This is a genomic window from Asanoa ferruginea, from assembly GCF_003387075.1.
Lineage (GTDB): Bacteria > Actinomycetota > Actinomycetes > Mycobacteriales > Micromonosporaceae > Asanoa > Asanoa ferruginea.
The window spans coordinates 8,849,344-8,869,141 of sequence record NZ_QUMQ01000001.1 but is presented as its reverse complement, the minus strand read 5'-3'; the positions used below and the strand labels follow the sequence as shown (position 1 = coordinate 8,869,141).

General features: G+C 72.1%; 20 protein-coding genes. 13 read left to right on the top strand and 7 right to left on the bottom strand.

Features of this window, described 5'->3' with window-relative positions:
- Window positions 1-77 precede the first annotated feature (77 nt).
- Both DFJ67_RS41245 and DFJ67_RS41240 read left to right on the top strand, forming a co-directional pair.
- On the top strand, window positions 78-284 hold the full coding sequence (locus DFJ67_RS41245) for a hypothetical protein (RefSeq protein ID WP_116075079.1): 207 nt from the start codon (window positions 78-80) through the stop codon (window positions 282-284).
- Complete coding sequence (locus DFJ67_RS41240) at window positions 281-1,072, top strand: site-2 protease family protein (protein ID WP_116075077.1); 792 nt, start codon at window positions 281-283, stop codon at window positions 1,070-1,072. The genes DFJ67_RS41245 and DFJ67_RS41240 overlap by 4 nt, the downstream gene beginning before the upstream one ends.
- Before the next feature lie 52 nt (window positions 1,073-1,124).
- Here the strand turns inward: DFJ67_RS41240 and DFJ67_RS41235 are convergent, their stop codons facing one another.
- Both DFJ67_RS41235 and DFJ67_RS44280 read right to left on the bottom strand, forming a co-directional pair.
- Window positions 1,125-2,153, bottom strand: coding sequence for an aldo/keto reductase family protein (locus tag DFJ67_RS41235; protein ID WP_116075075.1), 1,029 nt, complete (start codon window positions 2,151-2,153; stop codon window positions 1,125-1,127).
- A 52-nt stretch (window positions 2,154-2,205) separates the two neighbouring features.
- Window positions 2,206-5,367 carry a WG repeat-containing protein gene (locus DFJ67_RS44280; RefSeq protein WP_239097007.1) on the bottom strand — a complete coding sequence of 1,054 codons (3,162 nt, stop codon included), beginning with the start codon at window positions 5,365-5,367 and terminating at the stop codon, window positions 2,206-2,208.
- A 156-nt stretch (window positions 5,368-5,523) separates the two neighbouring features.
- Here DFJ67_RS44280 and DFJ67_RS41225 point away from each other — a divergent pair, with 156 nt between their 5' ends.
- The 5 genes from DFJ67_RS41225 to DFJ67_RS41210 all read left to right on the top strand — a co-directional run bounded on the left by DFJ67_RS41225 (window position 5,524) and on the right by DFJ67_RS41210 (window position 10,343).
- A complete protein-coding gene (locus tag DFJ67_RS41225) occupies window positions 5,524-6,966 on the top strand; it encodes a hypothetical protein (RefSeq protein WP_147315795.1) in 1,443 nt (480 codons plus the stop codon).
- A 6-nt stretch (window positions 6,967-6,972) separates the two neighbouring features.
- Window positions 6,973-7,308, top strand: coding sequence for a hypothetical protein (locus DFJ67_RS42465; RefSeq protein ID WP_147315794.1), 336 nt, complete (start codon window positions 6,973-6,975; stop codon window positions 7,306-7,308).
- Between the two features lie 395 nt (window positions 7,309-7,703).
- Window positions 7,704-8,561: an ABC transporter permease gene (locus tag DFJ67_RS41220; RefSeq protein WP_239097636.1), complete on the top strand. Its 858-nt coding sequence runs from the start codon at window positions 7,704-7,706 to the stop codon at window positions 8,559-8,561.
- Window positions 8,562-8,571: 10 nt separating this feature from the next.
- Window positions 8,572-9,363 (top strand): ABC transporter permease, encoded by a 792-nt coding sequence (locus DFJ67_RS41215; protein WP_116075069.1) that lies wholly within the window; start codon window positions 8,572-8,574, stop codon window positions 9,361-9,363.
- A 2-nt stretch (window positions 9,364-9,365) separates the two neighbouring features.
- Window positions 9,366-10,343: an ABC transporter ATP-binding protein gene (locus tag DFJ67_RS41210; RefSeq protein WP_116075067.1), complete on the top strand. Its 978-nt coding sequence runs from the start codon at window positions 9,366-9,368 to the stop codon at window positions 10,341-10,343.
- On the opposite strand, the gene DFJ67_RS41205 is transcribed toward DFJ67_RS41210, so the two are convergent.
- Window positions 10,315-10,881, bottom strand: coding sequence for a helix-turn-helix domain-containing protein (locus tag DFJ67_RS41205; protein WP_116075065.1), 567 nt, complete (start codon window positions 10,879-10,881; stop codon window positions 10,315-10,317). The genes DFJ67_RS41210 and DFJ67_RS41205 overlap by 29 nt on opposite strands.
- Window positions 10,882-10,936: 55 nt before the next feature.
- Between DFJ67_RS41205 and DFJ67_RS41200 the strand changes: the two genes are divergently transcribed.
- A complete protein-coding gene (locus DFJ67_RS41200; RefSeq protein WP_116075063.1) occupies window positions 10,937-11,638 on the top strand; it encodes an AzlC family ABC transporter permease in 702 nt (233 codons plus the stop codon).
- Window positions 11,635-11,943 carry an AzlD domain-containing protein gene (locus tag DFJ67_RS41195; protein ID WP_116075061.1) on the top strand — a complete coding sequence of 103 codons (309 nt, stop codon included), beginning with the start codon at window positions 11,635-11,637 and terminating at the stop codon, window positions 11,941-11,943. Before DFJ67_RS41200 ends, DFJ67_RS41195 begins: the two co-directional genes overlap by 4 nt.
- Window positions 11,944-12,874: 931 nt before the next feature.
- Here the strand turns inward: DFJ67_RS41195 and DFJ67_RS41190 are convergent.
- From DFJ67_RS41190 to nadA, 3 genes are all read right to left on the bottom strand, one after another.
- Entirely contained in the window at window positions 12,875-13,465 is a 591-nt protein-coding gene (locus tag DFJ67_RS41190; RefSeq protein WP_116075059.1) for a DUF3043 domain-containing protein, read from the bottom strand.
- A gap of 106 nt (window positions 13,466-13,571) precedes the next feature.
- Window positions 13,572-14,927, bottom strand: coding sequence for a UDP-N-acetylglucosamine 1-carboxyvinyltransferase (murA, locus tag DFJ67_RS41185; RefSeq protein ID WP_116075057.1), 1,356 nt, complete (start codon window positions 14,925-14,927; stop codon window positions 13,572-13,574).
- 187 nt (window positions 14,928-15,114) lie between these two features.
- Window positions 15,115-16,284, bottom strand: a complete 1,170-nt coding sequence (nadA, locus tag DFJ67_RS41180) for a quinolinate synthase NadA (protein WP_116075055.1) — start codon at window positions 16,282-16,284, stop codon at window positions 15,115-15,117.
- 68 nt (window positions 16,285-16,352) lie between these two features.
- Here nadA and DFJ67_RS41175 point away from each other — a divergent pair, with 68 nt between their 5' ends.
- The 4 genes from DFJ67_RS41175 to DFJ67_RS41160 all read left to right on the top strand — a co-directional run bounded on the left by DFJ67_RS41175 (window position 16,353) and on the right by DFJ67_RS41160 (window position 19,588).
- Window positions 16,353-17,477: a glycerate kinase family protein gene (locus tag DFJ67_RS41175; RefSeq protein WP_116075053.1), complete on the top strand. Its 1,125-nt coding sequence runs from the start codon at window positions 16,353-16,355 to the stop codon at window positions 17,475-17,477.
- 151 nt (window positions 17,478-17,628) lie between these two features.
- A complete protein-coding gene (erpA, locus tag DFJ67_RS41170) occupies window positions 17,629-17,994 on the top strand; it encodes an iron-sulfur cluster insertion protein ErpA (RefSeq protein WP_116075051.1) in 366 nt (121 codons plus the stop codon).
- A 116-nt stretch (window positions 17,995-18,110) separates the two neighbouring features.
- Window positions 18,111-19,088, top strand: coding sequence for a carbohydrate kinase family protein (locus tag DFJ67_RS41165; RefSeq protein ID WP_116075048.1), 978 nt, complete (start codon window positions 18,111-18,113; stop codon window positions 19,086-19,088).
- On the top strand, window positions 19,085-19,588 hold the full coding sequence (locus tag DFJ67_RS41160) for a P-loop nucleotide/nucleoside kinase family protein (protein ID WP_116075047.1): 504 nt from the start codon (window positions 19,085-19,087) through the stop codon (window positions 19,586-19,588). Before DFJ67_RS41165 ends, DFJ67_RS41160 begins: the two co-directional genes overlap by 4 nt.
- Here the strand turns inward: DFJ67_RS41160 and DFJ67_RS41155 are convergent.
- Window positions 19,585-19,797, bottom strand: coding sequence for a sulfurtransferase TusA family protein (locus DFJ67_RS41155; protein WP_116077256.1), 213 nt, complete (start codon window positions 19,795-19,797; stop codon window positions 19,585-19,587). The two genes, DFJ67_RS41160 and DFJ67_RS41155, sit on opposite strands and share 4 nt — an antisense overlap.
- Between the last annotated feature and the right edge of the window lies 1 nt (window position 19,798).

Sequence of the window (19,798 nt, the reverse complement as noted above, 5' to 3'; positions counted from 1 at the left end):
CGCGAGCTATGGCTCGGGGTAGCGGTGGTGGCCCGACTAGGCTGTGTGGGGTCCAGATCGCGAGGGGAGCAGACACGATGCCGTGGAGCTGGCGGTACGAGGGAGCGGACGGCAAGCCGGTGACCGGCCCTGCCGAGACGTTCGGCAGCCAGGCCGATGCCGAGTCTTGGATCGGTCAGACCTGGCGCGACCTCGCCGGAGCCGGCGTGGCCACCGTGGTCCTCGCCGAAGATGACCGGGTCGAATACCGCATGCCGTTGGCGCCGGCACCGGCGACCGAATGAGCGACTGGGGCCGCGACTATCGGCTGGTGATGGGCGTGCCCAGGGAGGCGTTCCGACCGAGCCCGATCTTCCTGGGCCTGGTGGGGCTGTTCGCCCTGAGCGGCTTCATGGCATGGCACCAGGTCACGCCGCGGTTCGCGGTCTTCCTGTTCGTCGTGGCGGGCTGGCTGGTGTCGCTGTGCCTGCACGAATACGCGCACGCGCTGGTCGCCTACCGGTCAGGTGACCGTGATGTCGCTCACCGTGGCTACCTGACGCTCAACCCGCTCAAATACAGCAACGTGCTGCTGTCGGTCGTCCTGCCGGTGATCGTGTTGCTGCTCGGCGGCATCGGCCTGCCCGGCGGCGCGGTCTGGGTCGACCACGCCTCGATCCGCGGCCGGCTGCGCAAGTCGCTGATCAGCCTGGCCGGCCCCGGCACCAACCTGCTGTTCACGCTGCTGCTGGTGATCCCGTTCGCGTTCGAGCCCAACGTGTTCGCGCACATCGAGTTCTGGTGCGGCGTGGCGCTGCTGGCGTTCCTCCAGCTCACCGCGACGGTGCTCAACCTGCTCCCGGTGCCCGGGCTCGACGGCGGCAACATGATCCAGCCGTGGCTCAAGCCCAACACCCAGAAGGTCTACAGCACGCTGGCGCCCTACGGCTTCATCCTGCTGTTCGCCCTGCTCTGGCAGCCCACGATCAACCGCTACTTCTTCGACGCGGTGTTCTGGGTCGGCGACGGGCTGGGGCTGCCCCAGCAGCTCTACGCGATCGGCTACGAGCTCATCCGCTTCTGGGAGCGCTAGATCCAGACGACAGCGGCGCGGCCCGGGTGGGCCGCGCCGCTATCGGGTGACATCAGGAGCGGATGTCGCGCGGCGACTCGGTCTTGGCCGGGTCGCGCTCGACCAGCCCGCCGATCGCCTCGTCGATCTGCTTGAGGAGGCTCTCCTCGAGCTTCACGCCGGCCGCCTTGACGTTGTCGTGCACCTGCTCGGGGCGGGTCGCGCCGACGATCGCCGAAGCCACGTTGGGGTTCTGGAGCACCCACGCGACGGCGAGCTGGGCCATTGTCAGCCCGGCCTCGTCGGCCAGCGGCTTGAGCTTCTGCACCGCGGTCAGCACCTCGTCGGTCATGAACCGGGAGATGAAGTTGGCGCCCGACTTCTCGTCGGTCGCCCGCGAGCCGGCCGGCGGCGGCTGGCCCGGCAGGTACTTACCGGTCAGCACGCCCTGGGCGATCGGCGACCAGACGATCTGGCTGATGCCCAGGTCCTCGGACGCCGGCACCACCTCGGTCTCGATGACCCGCCACAGCATCGAATACTGCGGCTGGTTGGAGACGAGCGGGATGTGCAGCTCACGGGCCAGCTTGTGGGCCGCGCGCAGCTCCTCGGCCCGCCACTCGGAGACACCGATGTAGTGCGCCTTGCCGGCGTGGACGACGTCGGCGAAGGCCTCCATCGTCTCTTCCAGCGGCGTGCCGTAGTCGAACCGGTGGGCCTGGTAGAGGTCGACGTAGTCGGTCTGCAACCGGCGCAGTGAGCCGTCGATCGACGCCATGATGTGCTTGCGGGACAGGCCGCGGTCGTTGCGGCCGGGGGTGGCGGTGCTGTCCGGGCCCGTGGGGACGGTCGGCCAGTACACCTTGGTGAAGATCTCCAGGCCCTCGCGGCGCTGACCCTTCAGCGCACGACCGAGGACGGCCTCCGCGCGGGTGCCGGCGTACACGTCGGCGGTGTCGAACGTCGTGATGCCCGCGTCGAGCGCGGCCTGGACGCACGCGACGGCGGCGTCCTCCTCGACCTGGGAACCGTGGGTGATCCAGTTCCCGTACGAGATCTCGCTGACCAACAGGCCGGATCGGCCTAGGTGACGGAATTCCATGTGGGACACATTAACCAGACGCGAGAGTGTCACTCATCGGCGGCCGATCTTGTCACAGCACCGGCTTGGTGTCGGCGAGCAACCGGTCGATCTCCTCGGTCACCGCGGCCCGGCTGCCGTGCACGATGTCGATCAGCGGTTCGCCGCGCCGGTCGAGCGCGCCCCACAGCCCCTGACCACCGCCGACGAGGAATGCGACGGGGTGGATGACCAGCGCGGGGAAGCGCGGCGGCACGAGCACCCGGCCGTTGCGGTCGACCACACCCTTGCGCCCGCCGGAGTCCACGACGGCCAGTCCCTCGTCGGTGAACCCGTCGACATACCGCCCGTCGGTGAGCGCGGTCGAGAACCCGCTGTATTGCGGCGGCAACACAGTGCGACCGTTCTTGTCGATCGCGCCCCAGGCACCGCGCTTGACGGCGGCGACCCCGCCGCGGAACGGCCGTACGTCCTCGAAGCCGATGTTGATCGCGACCTCGCCGGACTTCTCGATCGCGAGCCAGTTGCCCCGCCCGTTGTGCGAGACCCAGGCCAGTCCGTCGTGGAACGACCCGACACCGAGATAGCCCAGCGAGGCGAAGATCAGCACCTCACCGGACTCGTCGATCAGCTCCCACGGCTCGGTCTCCGGCCGCCGCACCCAGGCGACACCTTCCTTGAACGGCTGCACCTCGGCGTAGCTCGGCGCGATCGCCCAGTCGAACTCCGCGTCCACGTACCCCCAGCGCTGCACTTTCTCGCTGAAGTGTGGTTTTGGCGGTTTGTGCAGTTGAAGGATCTCGTCTTCGTCGCGCGGGTAGGGACCGAGACCGTTCGTCGCCACCTTGGCCAGCACCGCGTCGAGCGCCTGCTCGGTCCGCGCGATCAGCTCCGGGTCGTCGACCTTGCGCAGGTCGAGCGCCTTCTCGAAGTGGTTGCAGGCCTCGATGTAGCGCCCCTGGTCGTAGCAGGACCGCCCGGCGTGCTCGTGCATCGTGGCCCGCAGCCGATCGGGCAACTCGGGCGAGTTGGCGAGCGCGTTGAGCCGGTCAGCCTCGGCGTAGTCACCGCGCCACTGCAACACGTGCGCCAACCGGGCCTGGGCGATCGAGATCCGGCGCAGCTCACCGGTCGCCTCGGCGTGCGCCAGCGCGAGCTTGCCATCGGACAACGCCTTGCCAAGATCGCCGAGAATCCGCGAGACGACCGCGCGCAGACTGAGTAACCGCGCCCGAGCGGCGTTGTCGGTGGCGACGTCGACCTTGGCCGTGAGCTGGTCACGGATCGACCGCAACTCGTCGGGATCCTCGACCAGTTCGCGCAACGTCTCGTGATGGAACCGCCACTGGTAGGCCGCCAGCACCTGCTCAGGGTCCTTAGGCTGTTCCGGCTTCTCCTCGTCGGGCTCCGGCGTGGCGACGACCGGGTGCAGCATCGTCGGCGCCCGCAGGGCGGTCGCGGCCCCCGCCGCGGTGCCTTCCGGCACCGGCAGCACGGTGTCCGCGGAAGCGATCTCATCGGGCTCTTCGGTGGTTTCGGTTTCATCAGGGGATACGGGCGACGGTGCGGGACTGGTCTCCTCGGCCGCACTGTCGGCCGGGGCGGCGTCCACGATCTCGGCCGTGTCCTTGACGGGCTCGGATGCTGCCGGCTCGGCCTTAGCAGCGGCGACGGGCTCTGCTTCGACCGCCCCCGGGTCCACCTCGTCGGCGCTCGTGGCGACGGACTCGGCAGCCGGCTCCGGTGCCGGTGCTGCTGCCGGTGCCGCTGCCGGCTCCGCCGGCGGGGTGGAGACCGGGCGGGTGGCCTCGTGCAGGTCGAGCCGCAGGCCGTCGACCACTGGCGGCTTCGGCTTGGCCGGCTGGTCCTTCGCGGCTGGCACGGGCTCGACGGGTTCCGCAGCCTTCTCGACCGGGTCGGCCGGCGCGGCCGCTTCGGGTTCCTCGGCCGGCACCGGTTCCTGGGCGACCTCGACCGGCACCTCTGCCGGCGGTGGCTCGACCGGTGCGGCTGCCTTGGGTGGCTCGACCGGTGCGGCCGCCTTGTTTGGCTCGACCGGTGCGGCCGTTTTGGGTGGCTCGACCGGCTGGGCTGCCTTGGGTGGCTCGACTGGCCGGGCCGCTTTGGGTGGCTCGACCAACTGGGCAGCCTTGGGCGGCTCGACCGGCTCGGCCGTTTTGGGTGGCTCAACCGGCTCGGCCACCTTGGGTGGCTCAACCGGCTCGGCCACCTTGGGCGGCTCGACCGGCTGGGCCGCTTTGGGTGGCTCGACCGGCTGGGCAGCCTTGGGCGGCTCCGCGATCTCGGTCGGCTGCTGCGGCTCGGCCGCGGCTGCCGGCTCGACCGGCGCGGCGGCCTCTTCGGCCACCGCTGCCGGCTCGGTCTTCGCGGCGGCCTCTGCTGCCACGACAGGCGACTCGTGCGGCGCGGTCGTCGCCGCGACCTCGTCGGCCGCGGCGGCGAACCAGCCGACGTCGTCGCGGGACGCCGCGGGCTCCGCGGCCGACGACTCATCGCCGACCGAGGCCGCGTGCAGTTCGTCGTCGGCCAGCCGCCGCGGGTAGGCCGGTGCCGAGTCCCCACTGCGCGGTGCCGGAACCCGCACGGCGGCGGTAGCCTCCGCCGCCCCGCTGTCCTCGACCGGCGGCAGGACGTCGCGCTCGACGGCCGGCTCAGGCGCGAACGGCGGCGGCGGTGTCGCGAGCCACGGTTCGGGCGTGCCACCGTCCCGCTCGGGCCGGCGCGGCGGAGGCGGCGACAGCGGCGCGGTCGGCAACTCGTCGACGTGCGCGGGCGGCGGAGCGATCCGTTCGCCCTGGAACGCGGCCGGTCGCCGCTCGCGGCGCGGCCCATCGGGCACGTCGACGACCGGCGGCTGCACCGGCTCCCGGAACGGCACGGGCCGTTCGTCGGCGGGCCGCACCGGCTCCCGGAACGCGGCCGGCCGCTCCTCGGCGTAGCGCGGCGGCACCGGCCGCTCGTCCCGGCGCTCCTCTGGACGCGGCGGCGCGGGCTGCTGGAAGGCGGCCGGCTGCTCCTCGCGGTAGGTCCGGCGCTCCGGCTCCGGAAAACGCTCGCGGACCGGCGGCTCCCCCCGACGCGGTCCATCCGGGTAGGCCGGCGAAACGGGCTCGACCGGCCGCTCCCGGAAGGCGGGCGAAACGGGCTCGGCCGGCCGCTCCCGGTAGGCGGGCGACCCCGGCTCGTCCCGGTAGGCAGGCGAAACGGGCTCCACCGGCCGCTCCCGGTAGCGCGGATCGCGCGGCGGTGGCCCAGCGGCCGTGCCACGCCGTTCTTCCCAGCCGCCCGGCCGATCGGCCCGCCGCGGTCCATCGCGGTCGTCGTAGGGCCCAACTCGCTCGTCGTAGCCCCGCCGGGGCCGCGTCTCGTCATGCAACGCGGCAGGCCGATCCACCTGACGCGGCGGTCCAGCCGGACGCCGTCCCGGCGCGCGCTCGTCGGGGAACGGCGGCGGCGCGTCGCGCGGGTCGACATCGCGCGGGTCGACGTCGCGGGGGTACCCAGGCGACACCGGCCCGGCCGCAACCCGCCGACCCTGCTCCCAAGGCGGCGGCCCGGACCGGTCGTCGAACGCCGGCCCACGCCCGCGTTCGTCGGCAGGACCGCGTCCCCGCTCGTCGAGGAACGCGGCCTCGCGCCCGCGGTCATCGGTGGCCCCGCGTCCGCGGTCGTCGGCCGGTCCGCGTCCGCGCTCGTCGTGGAATGCCGCTTCGCGCCCACGGTCATCGGCTGGTCCGCGTCCGCGCTCGTCGTGGAAGGCGGCTTCGCGCCCACGGTCGTCTGCTGGCCGACTCCGCCGATCATCAACGAACGCCGCTTCACGGCCACGATCGTCGGCTGGTCCGCGGCCGCGCTCGTCCTGGAAGGCGGCTTCGCGCCCACGTTCGTCCGCTGGCCCGCGTCCGCGGTCGTCGTGGAACGCCGCTTCGCGCCCGCGGTCGTCGGCTGGTCCGCGCCGGCGCTCGTCCTGGAAGGCGGCTTCGCGCCCACGTTCGTCCGCCGCTCCGCGTCCGCGGTCGTCGAGGAAGGCGGCCTCGCGGCCACGGTCGTTCGCCGACCCACGGCCGCGCTCGTCGGCACGTCCGCGTCGGCGGTCGTCAAGGAAGGTGACCTCGCGTCCGCGGTCGTCGGCGGGTCCGCGGCCGCGCTCGTCCTGGAAGGCGGCTTCGCGCCCGCGCTCGTCCGTCGGCCCACGCCCGCGGCCGTCGGCGGGCCCGCGCACTCGGTCATCCGCCGTGCCGCGGCCGCGCTCGTCGTGGAACGTGGCTTCGCGTCCGCGGTCGTCGGCGGATCCGCGTCCGCGGTCGCCCGCCGTGCCTCGGCCGCGCTCGTCGTGGAATGCGGCTTCGCGTCCGCGGTCGTCGGCGGGCCCGCGTCCGCGGTCATCCGCCGTGCCTCGGCCGCGCTCGTCGTGGAATGCGGCTTCGCGTCCGCGGTCGTCGGCGGGCCCGCGTCCGCGGTCGCCCGCCGCGCCTCGGCCGCGCTCGTCGTGGAATGCGGCTTCGCGTCCGCGCTCGTCGTGGAACGCCGCCTCGCGCGGCACGATCCGCCGCGTCGGCCCCGCCGGCGACTGCGGCCGGTCGTCCCAGCCGGGACCCGCGGGCGACTGTGGCCGATCATCCCAGCCAGGCCCGGCGGGCGACTGCGGCCGGCCGGCCCACTCCGGCCCGGGCCCCGACGGACGCCCGCCCCGGCTCCCAGGCCGCTCGTCGTAGGCCGGCCCGCGCTCGTCGAGGAACGCCGCCTCCCGCCCGCGGCGAGCGGGTGCGTCGGGAACGCGCCCACGACCTCGCCCGACGCCGTCGACCGGTGAGATCGGGTGTGGCGCGAACGGGTCGGGCATGTGTGGGTCGGTGCTGCTCGGGTCGGCCAGGCGCGGGTCGGCGTTGTAGCCCTCGTCGTCGGCCGGCTCGGGCGCCGCGCCGGCCCGGCCGCGGACCACGGCACGGCCCGCTGGGCGGCCGCCGCGCTGGGGCTTGTCACCCGGGTAGCGCTCGCCGCCGGAGGCCGACCATTCGTCGGTGCGCTCGCGTACCCAGGAAGGTTCGCCCGGCGCACTTCGCTGCGGGCCGCGGGGACCGAAACCTGGTGCTTCCGCCGGGTCGTCGACCCAGCCTGGCCCGCCGGGGCCGGGTGGCACACCGCCGGTGGGTGACCAGCCGGGTGCGGGCGGGCGGTCCTTCGCCCAGGCCCAGGGGTCGTTGGGGTCCTTGTAGCCGCTGCCGCCGCCGGAGCCCGCGTCGTTGCTGCGGCCGAGCTCGCGGAGCCAGCCGTCATCGTCGCCCCATCCGGCGTCTGGCCGGGCCTCTTCGCCGCCGCGCCGGCTGCGGCCGCGGCCGCCGTCGCGGCGCCGGCGCTCGGCGTTTTCGTTGCTCATCCGCGCCGGCCGTTCCGCCCTGCGATCCACGCGCGCGACCCGCAGTAGCGCGGTTCGCGTCGATCAATCACGGCGGGTCACCTCGTCGGAATTTGTGTCGCGCGGCATGCGCCGGCACCCCGATACTGTCATGCGGCCCGATACGGCGTATGTCGCGGATGGAGGGTAACGGCGTGGACTCGCTCACCGCCACTGTCCCTCGCACGCGTTATGCGAATGCCGCTGCTGAAACCCGCACATTCTGGGCATTAACGGTCGCCGGATTCCGCCGATACTCCACCTATCGGCAGGCCACCGTCGCCGGGGCGTTCACCAACACCGTGTTCGGCTTCCTCCGCTGCTACGTGCTCCTGGCCGTCGCGGCCGGCGCCGGCACGGCGACCGTCGCCGGCTACGACCCCGCACGCCTGGCCACCTTCGTCTGGTTCGGCCAGGGACTGCTCACCGTCGTGGCGCTCTGGGGGTGGACCGACCTCGCCCAACGGATCAGCACCGGCGACGTCGTCGCCGACCTGCTCCGCCCGATCAACCCGGTGACCAACTACCTCGCCACCGACGTCGGCCGGGCCGGGCACGCGGTGCTCACCCGCCTGCTGCCGCCGGTGCTGATCGGCCCGCTGTTCTTCCCGATCTACCTGCCGCATCGCTGGTCGACGTGGCCGCTGTTCGTCCTGTCGGTCGTGCTGGCCACCGTGCTCTGCTTCGGTTGCCGGTTCCTGGTCAACGCGAGCGCCTACTGGCTGCTCGACATCCGCGGCCCGATGATCCTGTGGACGCTGCTCTCCGGGGTGCTCGGCGGCCTCTACTTCCCGCTGCGCTTCCTGCCCGACTGGCTCATCGGCCCGCTGTGGCTGCTCACCCCGCTGCCCAGCCTGTTCCAGACGCCGCTCGACGTGCTGGTCGAGGTCGACCCGACGCCGCGCCAACTCGGCCTGATCGCGATCCAGGCCGCCTGGGCGGTCGGCCTGCTGCTGCTCTGCCGGCTGGTGCAGCGGCGGGCCGAGCGCAAGCTGGTGGTGCAAGGTGGCTGAACCCGGGGCGATGCGGGCCTACTGGGCACTGCTGCGTGGCCAGGCCAGCAGCCAGTTCTCCTACCGGGCGTCGTTCGCCGTCGACCTGGTGGCCAACGTCTGGTCCACGGCGCTCGACGTGGTCACGATCCTGGTGCTCTTCGGCGTGACCCGCACCCTCGGCGGCCTCGACCTGCACCAGGCGCTGGTGATCACCGGCATGTCGGCGTGCGCGTTCGCCACCGCCGACATGCTGGTCGGCAACGTCGAGCGGATCACCCTCTACGTCCGCACCGGCCGGTTCGACACCGTCCTCGTCCGCCCGTTGCGCGCTCTGCCCCAACTGCTGCTGCTCGACCTGCCGCTGCGCAAGCTGTCCCGCGCGGCGCTCGGCGCGGGCGTCTACCTGTTCGCGCTCGGCACCGCCGGGATCACCTGGACCCCGGCCCGGGTGCTGCTCGCCATCGTGGCGCCGGTGGCCGGCGTGGTGTTCTTCGGCGCCATGTTCGTGATCACCGCCTCGGTCGCCTTCTGGTGGACCGAGTCGGGCGAGTTCGGCAACGCCTTCACCTACGGCGGCCGCGACTTCACCAGCTATCCGGTCAGCGTCTACAGCGGGTGGTTCCGCACCGCGTTCGCGTACACCCTTGGCTTCGCCTTCGTCTCCTACTACCCGGCCCTGGCGCTGCTCGGCGTGCCCGACCCGATCGGCCTGCCGGGCTGGACCGGTTGGTGCGCGCCGCTGGTCGCGCTCGCGGCGACCGCCCTGGCCACGCTGATCTGGCGGCTGGGTCTTCGGCACTACACGAGCACGGGGTCTTGACGATGACGGTGATCGCGGCGCGCGGGTTGCGCAAGGATTTCGAGGTGAAGGTCCGGGCCGGGTGGCTGCGGCGGACCCGGCGCACGGTGGCCGCGGTCGACGGCGTCGACATCACGGTCGAGCGCGGCGAGATGGTCGGCTACATCGGGCCCAACGGCGCCGGGAAGTCGACCACGCTGAAGATGCTGACCGGGGTGCTGACGCCGAGCGGGGGAGAGGTGAGCGTCTGCGGGCTGTCGCCGGTGCGCCAGCGCACCCGGTTGGCCCGGCGGATCGGGGTGGTCTTCGGCCAGCGTTCGCAACTCTGGTGGGACCTGCCGCTGGCGGCGTCGTTCGACCTGCTGCGCCACGTCTACCGGGTGCCGCCGGCCGAGCACGCCGCCCGGCTGCGCCGCTGCCGCTCGCTGCTCGACCTCGACGCGTTCCTCGACACCCCGGTCCGCCAACTCTCGCTGGGCCAGCGGATGCGCGGCGAGTTGACCTCGGCGCTGCTGCACGGCCCCGAGGTGCTGTTCCTCGACGAGCCGACGATCGGCCTCGACGTGGTCAGCAAGCAGGCGGTCCGCGGTTTCCTGGCCGAGCTGGGCGCCGGCGGCGACGTGACGCTGATGCTCACCACCCACGACCTGGCCGACATCGAGCGGCTGTGCCGGCGATTGCTGGTCATCGACCACGGCCGGGTGGTGCACGACGGCACGATCGAGGCGCTGCACGCCCGTTACGGGTCGCGCCGGCGGGTGGTGGTCGAGCTGGACGAGCCGTTGGCGCTGCCACCCGAGGTGCCGGGCGCGACGCTGGTCGGGATAACCCCACTGCGCATCGAGTACGACCTGGAGACGGCCACCGCCGGCGAGTTGCTGGCCCGCCTGGCCGGGCTGGCGCTGCGTGAAGTGTCCATCGTGGAGCCCGACATCGAAGACGTGGTGGCCAGGCTCTACACGCGGGAGGCGGTCACGGGTGCTCCATCACCAACACCGTGAACGTGCCCGGCTCGAGCGCCTCGTAGCTGTGCGGCACGTCGCCCGCGAACATCGCGTAGTCGCCGGGTTCGAGGTCGACGGTTTCGCCGGCCGGCCCGGTCCGCAGCCGGCCCCGGGCGACCACGATGTGCTCGACGCTGCCGGGGGTGTGCGCCTCGGCAGCGCGTACGGCGCCAGGCTCGATGGTCATGATGTAGATGTCCCGGCGTGCCGCGCGGGAGCCGGCCGCGACCAGGGTGCCCGTGTAGTCGAGTTGGTCCGACTTGATCCGCGGGCCATCGCCGGCGCGGATCACCCTGAGCGCCGGGGCGGGCGGCTCGACCAGCCGGCTGAACGGCACGTCGAGCGCGACCCCGAGCGACCAGAGCGTCTCGACGCTCGGATTGCCGACGCCGTTCTCCAGTTGCGAGAGCGTCGACTTGGCGATGCCCGCGCGGCGGGCCAGTTCGGTGAGCGAGACCCCAGCCCGCTCCCGCTCGCGGCGCAAAGCGGAAGCGATGGTCGCGGCGATCGTCGGCTCGGTCACTGTTCGCTCCATCGGTCTAATCGTTCGACTTGACGAACACTAGCAGCGCCCGGCACGATCGGTAACCATGACCGCCGCCGTGCGCTCCATCCTTAGCGACCGGTCGTTGGTGCGCGACGTCGGCGCGCTGGGCCTGGCCGTGTTCGCGGTGAGCATCTCGTTCGGCGCGATCGCCGTCGCCGCCGGCATCCCCGCCGGGCTCACCATCCTGATGTCGCTGCTGGTCTTCGCGGGCGGCTCGCAGTTCCTGGCCGTCGGCCTGATAGCGGCCGGCAACCCGTTCGCCGCGATCTTCGCGGGCCTGCTGCTCAACGCTCGACACCTCCCGTTCGGCCTGGCGATCGGCGACGTGATCGGCACCCGCTGGTGGCAGCGCCTGCTCGGCGCACACCTGCTGATCGACGAGTCGGTCGCGTTTGCGCTGGCGCAGCAGGACCCGGAGCGCCGCCGCCGGGCCTACTGGGCAACCGGCTGCACCCTCTTCATCCTGTGGAACATCGGCGCGGTGCTCGGCGTCCTGCTCGGCAACGCGGGTGACCCCAACCGGCTGGGCCTGGACGCCGCGTTCCCGGCGGGCCTGTTCGCGCTGTTGCTGCCGACCTTGAAGGACCCGACGACTCGCCTGGTGGCCTTGACCGGTGCCCTGGTGGCGGTGGTCACGACCCCGATCCTGCCGGCGGGGTTGCCGGTGCTGATGGCGTTGAGCGGCCTGCTGCTGGTGGCCGTGCGCCGCCGCCGGGGCCCGCGTTCTTCGGAGGTGCCGTCATGATCCTTGCGGTGATCGTCGGGCTGGCCATCGGGACCTACGCGTTCCGCCTGGCCGGGGTGGTGCTGCGGGAACGGGTCGCCCTGCCGACCCGGGTCCAGGTCCTGCTGCCGATGGCGGCGGCCACTTTGTTGGCGGCGCTGGCGGCCACCGCCACCTTCACGGACTCCGGGGTGTTCGCCGGCGTGGCCCGGCCCGTCGGGGTGGCGGTCGGGGCGGTGCTGGCCTGGCGCCGCGCACCGTTCGTGCTCGTGGTGGTCGCCGCAGCCGCCACCGCCGCTCTGCTCCGCCTCGCCGGCGTGGAGTAGACGGGCGCTGCGCCCGGGTGGCGCGGCGCCCGGGTGGCGCTGCCTCGGCGGTGTCCTGAGGGGGCTGCCCGGAGTGGTGTTGCCTCCGAGCGGCGGTGCCCCGAGCGGGGTTGCGCCCGAGCGGCGGTGCCCCGAGCTAGCTGCCCCGAGTGGTGTTGCCGCCGACCGGCGGTGCCCCGAGCTAGCTGCCCCGAGTGGTGCTGCCTCCGAGCGGCGGTGCCCCGAGCGCGCCCGGCCCGCTTCCTCCTCGCGCTCGCCGACGGCTCGCTGCTGGTCCACCGCCCGAGGGCGGTAGAGATCGCACGGGTGCCGTCCGTCGGCGGCGAACCGACCACATTCCTATCGGGGCTCGATCGACCGCACGACATGGTGCTGCCCACGTCGGCGCGGGCGGTGCCCGGCGCGACGTCCCAGGCGGCATCGCCCGGGCGCCATCGCCCCGAGCGGGCGTGCGGCGCCGCCACGCCGTCCACGACCTACTTGAGAGGGAGATCTAGGTAAATAAATGCAGCTATAGCAGCAACTTTTTACCTAGATCTCTGGATCGGCAGTAGCCGCGCGGCGCCGTGGGGGCTCAAGGTGCCGGCTGGACCGCGGACATCGGCGGGCTTGATCGTTTGCAGCGGATCTGCACGACGGGAAGACGCGCGCATGATCATGTGTGTGGGATCTGCGCGACACGCCGCGCCAGGTGCTGATGAGCTACAGACGATCAAGCACACCCGGCCGGACGGTGCCGGCCAGGTGCAAACGATCACCGGCAGATCCGGCACGTGCGCGCCGGACTCGGCGCGGCCACCACGCTGGGGGGGTCGGCGGCGCAAGGAAGCCGGATTTGATCTCCCCTTGCTCTGCACCCCAATAGGCACCACTTGAACGCTGGTTCAGGTGGTGCGTATGTGAGGAGAGCAGTGGAGGGGGCGAGCGAGGATCAGACCTTCTCGCCGATCTTGACCGCCGGCTTGGGGACGCGCATGCGGCGGAAGGTGATCGACCGCATGATGGCGTACATGTAGAGCGACCCCATCCGCTGCTCCGTCTTCGGATAGCGCTCCCGAACCAGCCGCTTGATCTTGCGGGCGATCAGGATCGCGTCCAGGACCACGGCGATCAGCAGCACGCCCCACAGCGAGGTGGCGACGGTGCGGACCAGGTCGGGCATCGCCCCGTTGGAGCCGATCAGCACGATCAGCGCGCCGCCGAAGAAATAGGTGCCCGCCGTGCGCCGCGAGTCGACCACGTTGCGGGCCAGCTGGCGCTCCGGGCCGCGGTCGCGCGGGCCGCCCTCGGCCCGATACTCCGCCGCCGCCTCCTGGCGCAGCGTGCGCTTGCGCTCCCGGGCCTCTTCCTTGGTCAGCGCCTTCGCGCTGCCAGCGGGCTGGCGCGACGCGCCGGGGCGCTTCGGGGTCTCCCGGCCCTTGGCCGGCGTGTAGTTCTTGGGACGCGCGGAATCCGACGTCTCGGGAGTCCCAGTGGACTCCTCGGTCACGTCAGTGGACTTGCGGCGAAACAGCGACTGCACGGGATGCCCTTCTGCGGCGCGGTGCTTACCAGAAGGTTAACCAAGCCGAAGCCGGCGCGACGAGCCGACCCCAAGATCAGCTCGCCGTGCGTCAATCAATAAAACGTCAAGGCCGCTCGACGTGCGCGCCCAAAGCCGACAGCTTGCTCTCGAAGTCTTCGTAGCCCCGGTTGATCAGGTCGACCCCGTAGACCCGGGAGGTGCCCTCGGCCGCCAGCGCGGCGATCAGGTGGCTGAAACCGGCCCGCAGGTCGGGGATCACCAGGTCGGCCGCGTGCAGCTTGGACGGGCCGGCGATCACCGCGGAGTGCTTGAAGTTGCGCCGGCCGAACCGGCACGGGGTGCCGCCCAGGCAGTCGCGGTAGACCTGGATCGTCGCGCCCATCGTGTTGAGGGCCTCGGTGTAGCCCAGGCGCTGCTCGTACACCGTCTCGTGGACGATCGAAAGGCCCCTCGCCTGGGTCAGCGCGACCACCAGCGGCTGCTGCCAGTCGGTCATGAAACCAGGGTGTACGTCGGTCTCGAGCGCCACCGCGCGCAGCTCGCCGCCCGGGTGCCAGAACCGGATGCCGCCCTCGGTGCCCGGCGAGCCGGCCCGCGGGGGCAGGGTGTCGGTCACCTTGTATTCGCCGCCGATCGAGCGGAAGACGTTGAGGAACGTCATCATGTCGACCTGCTGGGCGCCGAGCACCTCGATCTCGCCCCGGGTGGCCAGCGCGGCCGCGGCCCAGGACGCCGCCTCGATGCGGTCGGGGATCGGCCGGTGGGTGTAGCCGCTCAGCCGCGGCACGCCCTCGATCTCGATCACCCGGTCGGTGTGCACCGTGATGATCGCGCCCATCTTCTGCAGGACGCAGATCAGGTCGATGATCTCGGGCTCGACCGCCGCGTTGCGCAGTTCGGTGACGCCGTTGGCGAGCACCGCGGTCAGCAGCACCTGCTCGGTCGCGCCGACGCTGGGGTAGGGCAGCTCGAACTTGGTGCCGTGCAGGCCCGCGGGCGCGGTCAGGTGCATGCCCTCGGGGGTCTTGTCGACGACCGCGCCGAACTCGCGCAGCGCCTGGATGTGGAAGTCGATCGGGCGCGGGCCGATGTGGCAGCCGCCCAGGTCGGGGATGAACGCGTGGCCCAGCCGGTGCAGCAGCGGGCCGCAGAACAGGATCGGGATGCGGCTCGAACCGGCGTGCACGTTGATCTCGTCGGTCGACGCGCGCTCGACGTTGGCCGGGTCGAGGATGAGCTCGCCGTCTTCGGCGCCGTCGGTCACCTTGACGCCGTGCACGCCCAGCAGGCCGCGCACCACCTCGACGTCGCGGATCCGGGGCACGTCGAACAACCGGCTCGGCTCGTCACCGAGCAGCGCCGCCACCATCGCCTTGGAGACGAGGTTCTTGGCTCCGCGTACCCGGATCTGACCGTGCAGGGGCGTGCCGCCGTGTACGACCAGGACGTCATCGGGCAAGGCAACCTCCGGGGGCAGGCTGCGATCCGACGGAGGGCCGTAACCCTGACGCGGTATCGCGGGTTGATCGGGAGTGGCGCCCGGGCAGCATAGCGCTCGGTGATGGGCGTGGGGCCACACACACCGGGTTGTCTGGCACGAAATCAGGACGACTGTGGCACCCGGTAATGCCGGGCGCCACTGACAGTTATGGCAGGGCGAGCATCTGGTCCAACGCGGACCGGGCCTCGGCGGCGGTCTTCGGATCGACCGTGATCTGGTTGACCAGCCGGCCCTCGGCGAGCTCCTCCAGCGCCCACACGAGGTGGGGCAGGTCGATGCGGTTCATCGTGGAGCAGTAGCAGACCGTGCGGTCGAGGAACATGATCTGCTTGTCGGGGTGCGCGAGCCCGAGCCGGCGAACCAGGTTGAGCTCGGTGCCGATCGCCCACGCCGAACCGGCCGGGGCGTTCTCGATCGTCTTGATGATGTATTCGGTCGAGCCGACGTAGTCGGCCGCCGTCACCACGTCGTAGCGGCACTCGGGGTGGACCAGCACGTTGACGCCCGGCACCCGCATCCGCACCTCGTCGACGGACGACTTGGTGAACCGGCCGTGCACCGAGCAGTGCCCGCGCCAGAGCAGCATCTTGGCCTCGCCGAGCTGCGCCTGGGTCAGGCCGCCCTGTGGCTTGTGCGGGTCGTAGAGCAGGCAGTCGTCGGCGTCGAAGCCCATCTCCAGCACGCCGGTGTTGCGGCCGAGGTGCTGGTCGGGCAGGAAGAGCACCCGCTGGCCGCGCTCGAACGCCCAGGTCAGCGCCGTCTTGGCGTTGGACGACGTGCAGACCACGCCGCCGTGGCGACCGACGAAGCCCTTGATGTCGGCCGACGAGTTCATGTAGGTGACCGGCACCGTCGAGTCGGCGACACCGGCGTCGACGAGCGCCTCCCAGGCCGCCTCGACCTGCTGGAGCTGCGCCATGTCGGCCATCGAACAACCGGCGGCGAGGTCGGGCAGGATCACCTTCTGCGCGTCGGTGGTGAGGATGTCGGCGGACTCGGCCATGAAGTGCACGCCGCAGAACACGATGAACTCGGCGTCGGGCCGGGCCGCGGCCTCGCGGGCCAGCTTGAACGAGTCGCCGGTCACGTCGGCGAACTGGATGACCTCGTCACGCTGATAGTGGTGGCCGAGGACGAAAACCTTCGACCCGAGCTTCGCCTTGGCGGCGGTGGCACGGGCCACGAGATCGGGGTCGCTCGGCGCGGGCAGCTCGCCCGGGCAGTCGACACCCTTCTCCGACGACGGGTCGGCGCCACGCCCGAGCAGCAGCAGGGCGGTCGCCGTGTTGGCGGGTTCGGTCCAGGTCGACGTCACCGATCAATCTTCCCACCGCGACGCCCGCCCTCGGTGGGCCGGCCGCTGTGGGCTGTCACACTGCCTCAATGCGGATTCTGGTCTGCCCCGACAAGTTCGCCGGCACGCTCGGCGCGCCCGCGGTGGCGGAGGCGGTCGTCGCCGGCTGGCGGGAGCAGGCGCCGGCCGACGAGCTGACCGTTCGTCCTCTTTCCGACGGCGGCCCGGGGTTCGTCGAGGTGCTGGCCGGGCCGGTCGGCGGCACCCTGCTCCCGGTGCGCACCACCGACCCGCTGGGCCGCCCGGTCGAGGCGCAAATACTGATAAGCCCGGACAAGCAGACGGCGTACGTGGAGAGCGCGCAAGCGTGCGGGCTGCACCTTGTCGAGGGCGCGGAGCGCGATCCCAAGGTGACGACCTCCTACGGCCTGGGCGTGCTGATCCTGGCCGCCGTCGAGGCCGGGGCCAGGACGGTCGTGATCGGCCTCGGCGGCTCGGCCACCAACGACGGTGGAGCCGGCATGCTGGCCGCCCTGGGCGCCGCGCCGCTGGACGAGACCGGTGCCGCCCTGCCCTATGGCGGTGCCGCGCTGGCCCACGCCGACCGGCTCGGCGGCCTGCCGATGATCCGCGGCGCCATCTTGGTCGCGGCCACCGACGTCGACAACCCGCTGATCGGGCTGCACGGCGCGTCCAGCGTCTACGGCCCGCAGAAGGGCGCCGACCGCGCCGACGTGCTGTTGCTCGACGCCGCGCTCGAGCGCTTCGCCGGCGTACTCGTGAAGGATCTGCCGAACTGCCCACCCGACCTGGCCGCGCTGCCGGGTGCCGGTGCGGCCGGTGGCCTCGGCGCGGCGGTGCTCGCGCTCGGCGGCCGCTGCGAATCGGGCATCGGGCTGGTGACCAGGATGATCGGGCTGGAATCGGCCCTCGACGCCGCCGACCTGGTGATCACCGGTGAGGGCTCCTTCGACCACCAGTCGCTGCGCGGCAAGGTGGTCGCCGGGGTGGCCGGCGGCGCCCGCGACCGGGGCCTGCCCTGCGTCGTGCTGGCCGGCCGGGTCAGCACCGGGCGCCGGGAGGCGGCCAACGCCGGTGTGACCGAGACCTACAGCCTGGTCGAGCACTTCGGCGACGAGGCGGAGGCGATGGCCCGCCCGGCTGATGGCCTGCGTGAACTCGCTTCGCGACTCGCCCGCCAATGGTCCAGGTAGTGACATTGACCTCATCCGGCCCAGGAACGGCCCCGGCGGTAAGATTTGGTGGCGACCCTGATGGGGAATGCCCGGCCAACGGGCTAGCGTTGGTCACAGAGACCACGTTGGTCCGAGGGACCGGCGATCGCAGCGAGCAGGGAGATCCCACGTGACCACTTCAGCGCAGACCGGGTCGGCCGAGACCACGGCTACGACCGTCGTCCTCACCGACTTCGCGGCGGTGAAGGTGAAGGCCCTGATCGAGCAAGAGGGCCGCGACGACCTGCGGCTCCGCGTGGCCGTGCAGCCCGGTGGCTGCTCCGGCCTTCGTTACCAGCTCTTCTTCGACGAGCGCTCGCTCGACGGTGACGTCGTCAGCGACTTCGGCGGTGTCGAGGTCGTCGTCGACCGGATGAGCGCGCCCTACCTGGCCGGCGCCACCATCGACTTCGCCGACCGGATCGACGCGCAGGGCTTCACGATCGACAACCCCAACGCGTCCAACTCGTGCGCGTGCGGCGACTCGTTCCACTAAGTCGCACCAACCTCCAAACGAACGGGGCCGCCTTCTTCGGCGGTCCCGTTCGTCGTGTCTGACCGGCCGGTAAGCTACCCCGCGCTGTGACTCGTCCACTGACCCCGAGGGCCCACATGAAGATCGCCGTTAGCGGCTCGATCGCCACCGACCACCTCATGCATTTCCCCGGTCGGTTCGCCGACCAGCTGCTCGCCGACCAGCTCCACAAGGTGTCGCTCTCGTTCCTGATCGACGACCTGGTGGTGCGGCGCGGCGGGGTGGCGGCCAACATCGCCTTCGGGATGGCCCGGCTCGGCCTGCGTCCGGTGCTGGTCGGCGCGGTGGGCACCGACTTCGACGACTACCGGGCCTGGCTCGAGCGGCACGGCGTCGACTGCGACTCGGTGCACGTCTCCGACGTGCTGCACACCGCGCGCTTCGTCTGCACCACCGACGAGGACATGTGCCAGATCGCGTCGTTCTACGCCGGCGCGATGAGTGAGGCCCGCAACATCGAGCTGGCACCGGCCAACGACCGGGTCGGCGGCTTCGACCTGGTGCTGATCAGCGCCGACGACCCCGCGGGCATGGTCCGCCACTCGCAGGAGTGCCGCTCCCTCGGCTACCGCTTCGCGGCCGACCCGTCGCAGCAGCTCGCCCGGATGGGCGGCGACGACATCCTCCAGCTCATCGACGGTGCCGCCTACCTGCTCACCAACGACTACGAGAAGTCGCTGCTGGAGAGCAAGACCGGCCTCACCGACGCCGAGGTGCTCGACCGGGTCGAGGTGCGGGTGACCACGCTGGGCAAGAACGGCGTGGAGATCACCGGTAGGCACATGGAGCGCATCCATGTGCCGATCGCCCGCGACGTGCAGCCGGTCGACCCGACCGGCGTCGGCGACGGCTTCCGGGCCGGTTTCTTCGCCGGCCTGTCCTGGGGCCTCGACCTCGAGCGCTCGGCACAGATCGGCTCGCTGCTCGCCGGGCTCGTCCTCGAGGGCGCCGGCGGCCAGGAATACGAGCTGCGCCCCGAGATCTTCCTCAAGCGGCTGGGCGACTCCTACGGGCCCGAGGCCGCCGACGACGTACGACCGCACCTCCAGGGGTGAACCCCCGGCTGGTCGTCTTCGCCGGCCTGCCCGGGGTCGGCAAGAGCACCCTCGCGGCGCGGGTCGGCTCCGTGCTGCCCGCGCCCGTGCTCGCCGTCGACGCGGTCGACCGGGTGCTGCGCGGGCACGAGATCGTCGAGAAGCGCCCGGGCGTCGCGGCCTACGGCGTGGTCGCCGCCCTGGCCGAGGCGCAACTGACGCTGGGCCTCGACGTCGTCGTCGACGCGGTCAACGGCGTCGCCGCGGCCCGCGAGAACTGGCCGGCGCTCTGCGAGCGGACCGGCGCGGCGCTGCGGATCGTCGAGGTCTGGTGCGCCGACATGGAGGAGCACCGGCGGCGGGTCGAGGCCCGGCACGCGGCGGCGCCGGTCAACCCCGACTGGGAGCAGGTCGTGCTGCGGATGGCCGACTACGAGCCCTACATCGGCCGCCGCCTGGTGGTCGACACCTCGTCCCCGGGCGACCCCTTGGACGGCACGCTTTCCTGGATCCGCGACTAGCTCTCCCGGCGCACGTCGAAGGCGTGCGGCTCGGGGGAGCCCGCGTAGTGCTGGCCGCGCATCCGGCACCAGGCCGGGATGTCGGAAGCCGCGGCCGGGTCGTCGGCCAGCACCCGCAGCGTGGCGCCGACCGGCAGCTCCGGCAGCCGGCGGGCCAGCGCGATCACCGGCAGCGGGCAGCGCTGCCCACGGCAGTCGAGCGTTTCCAAG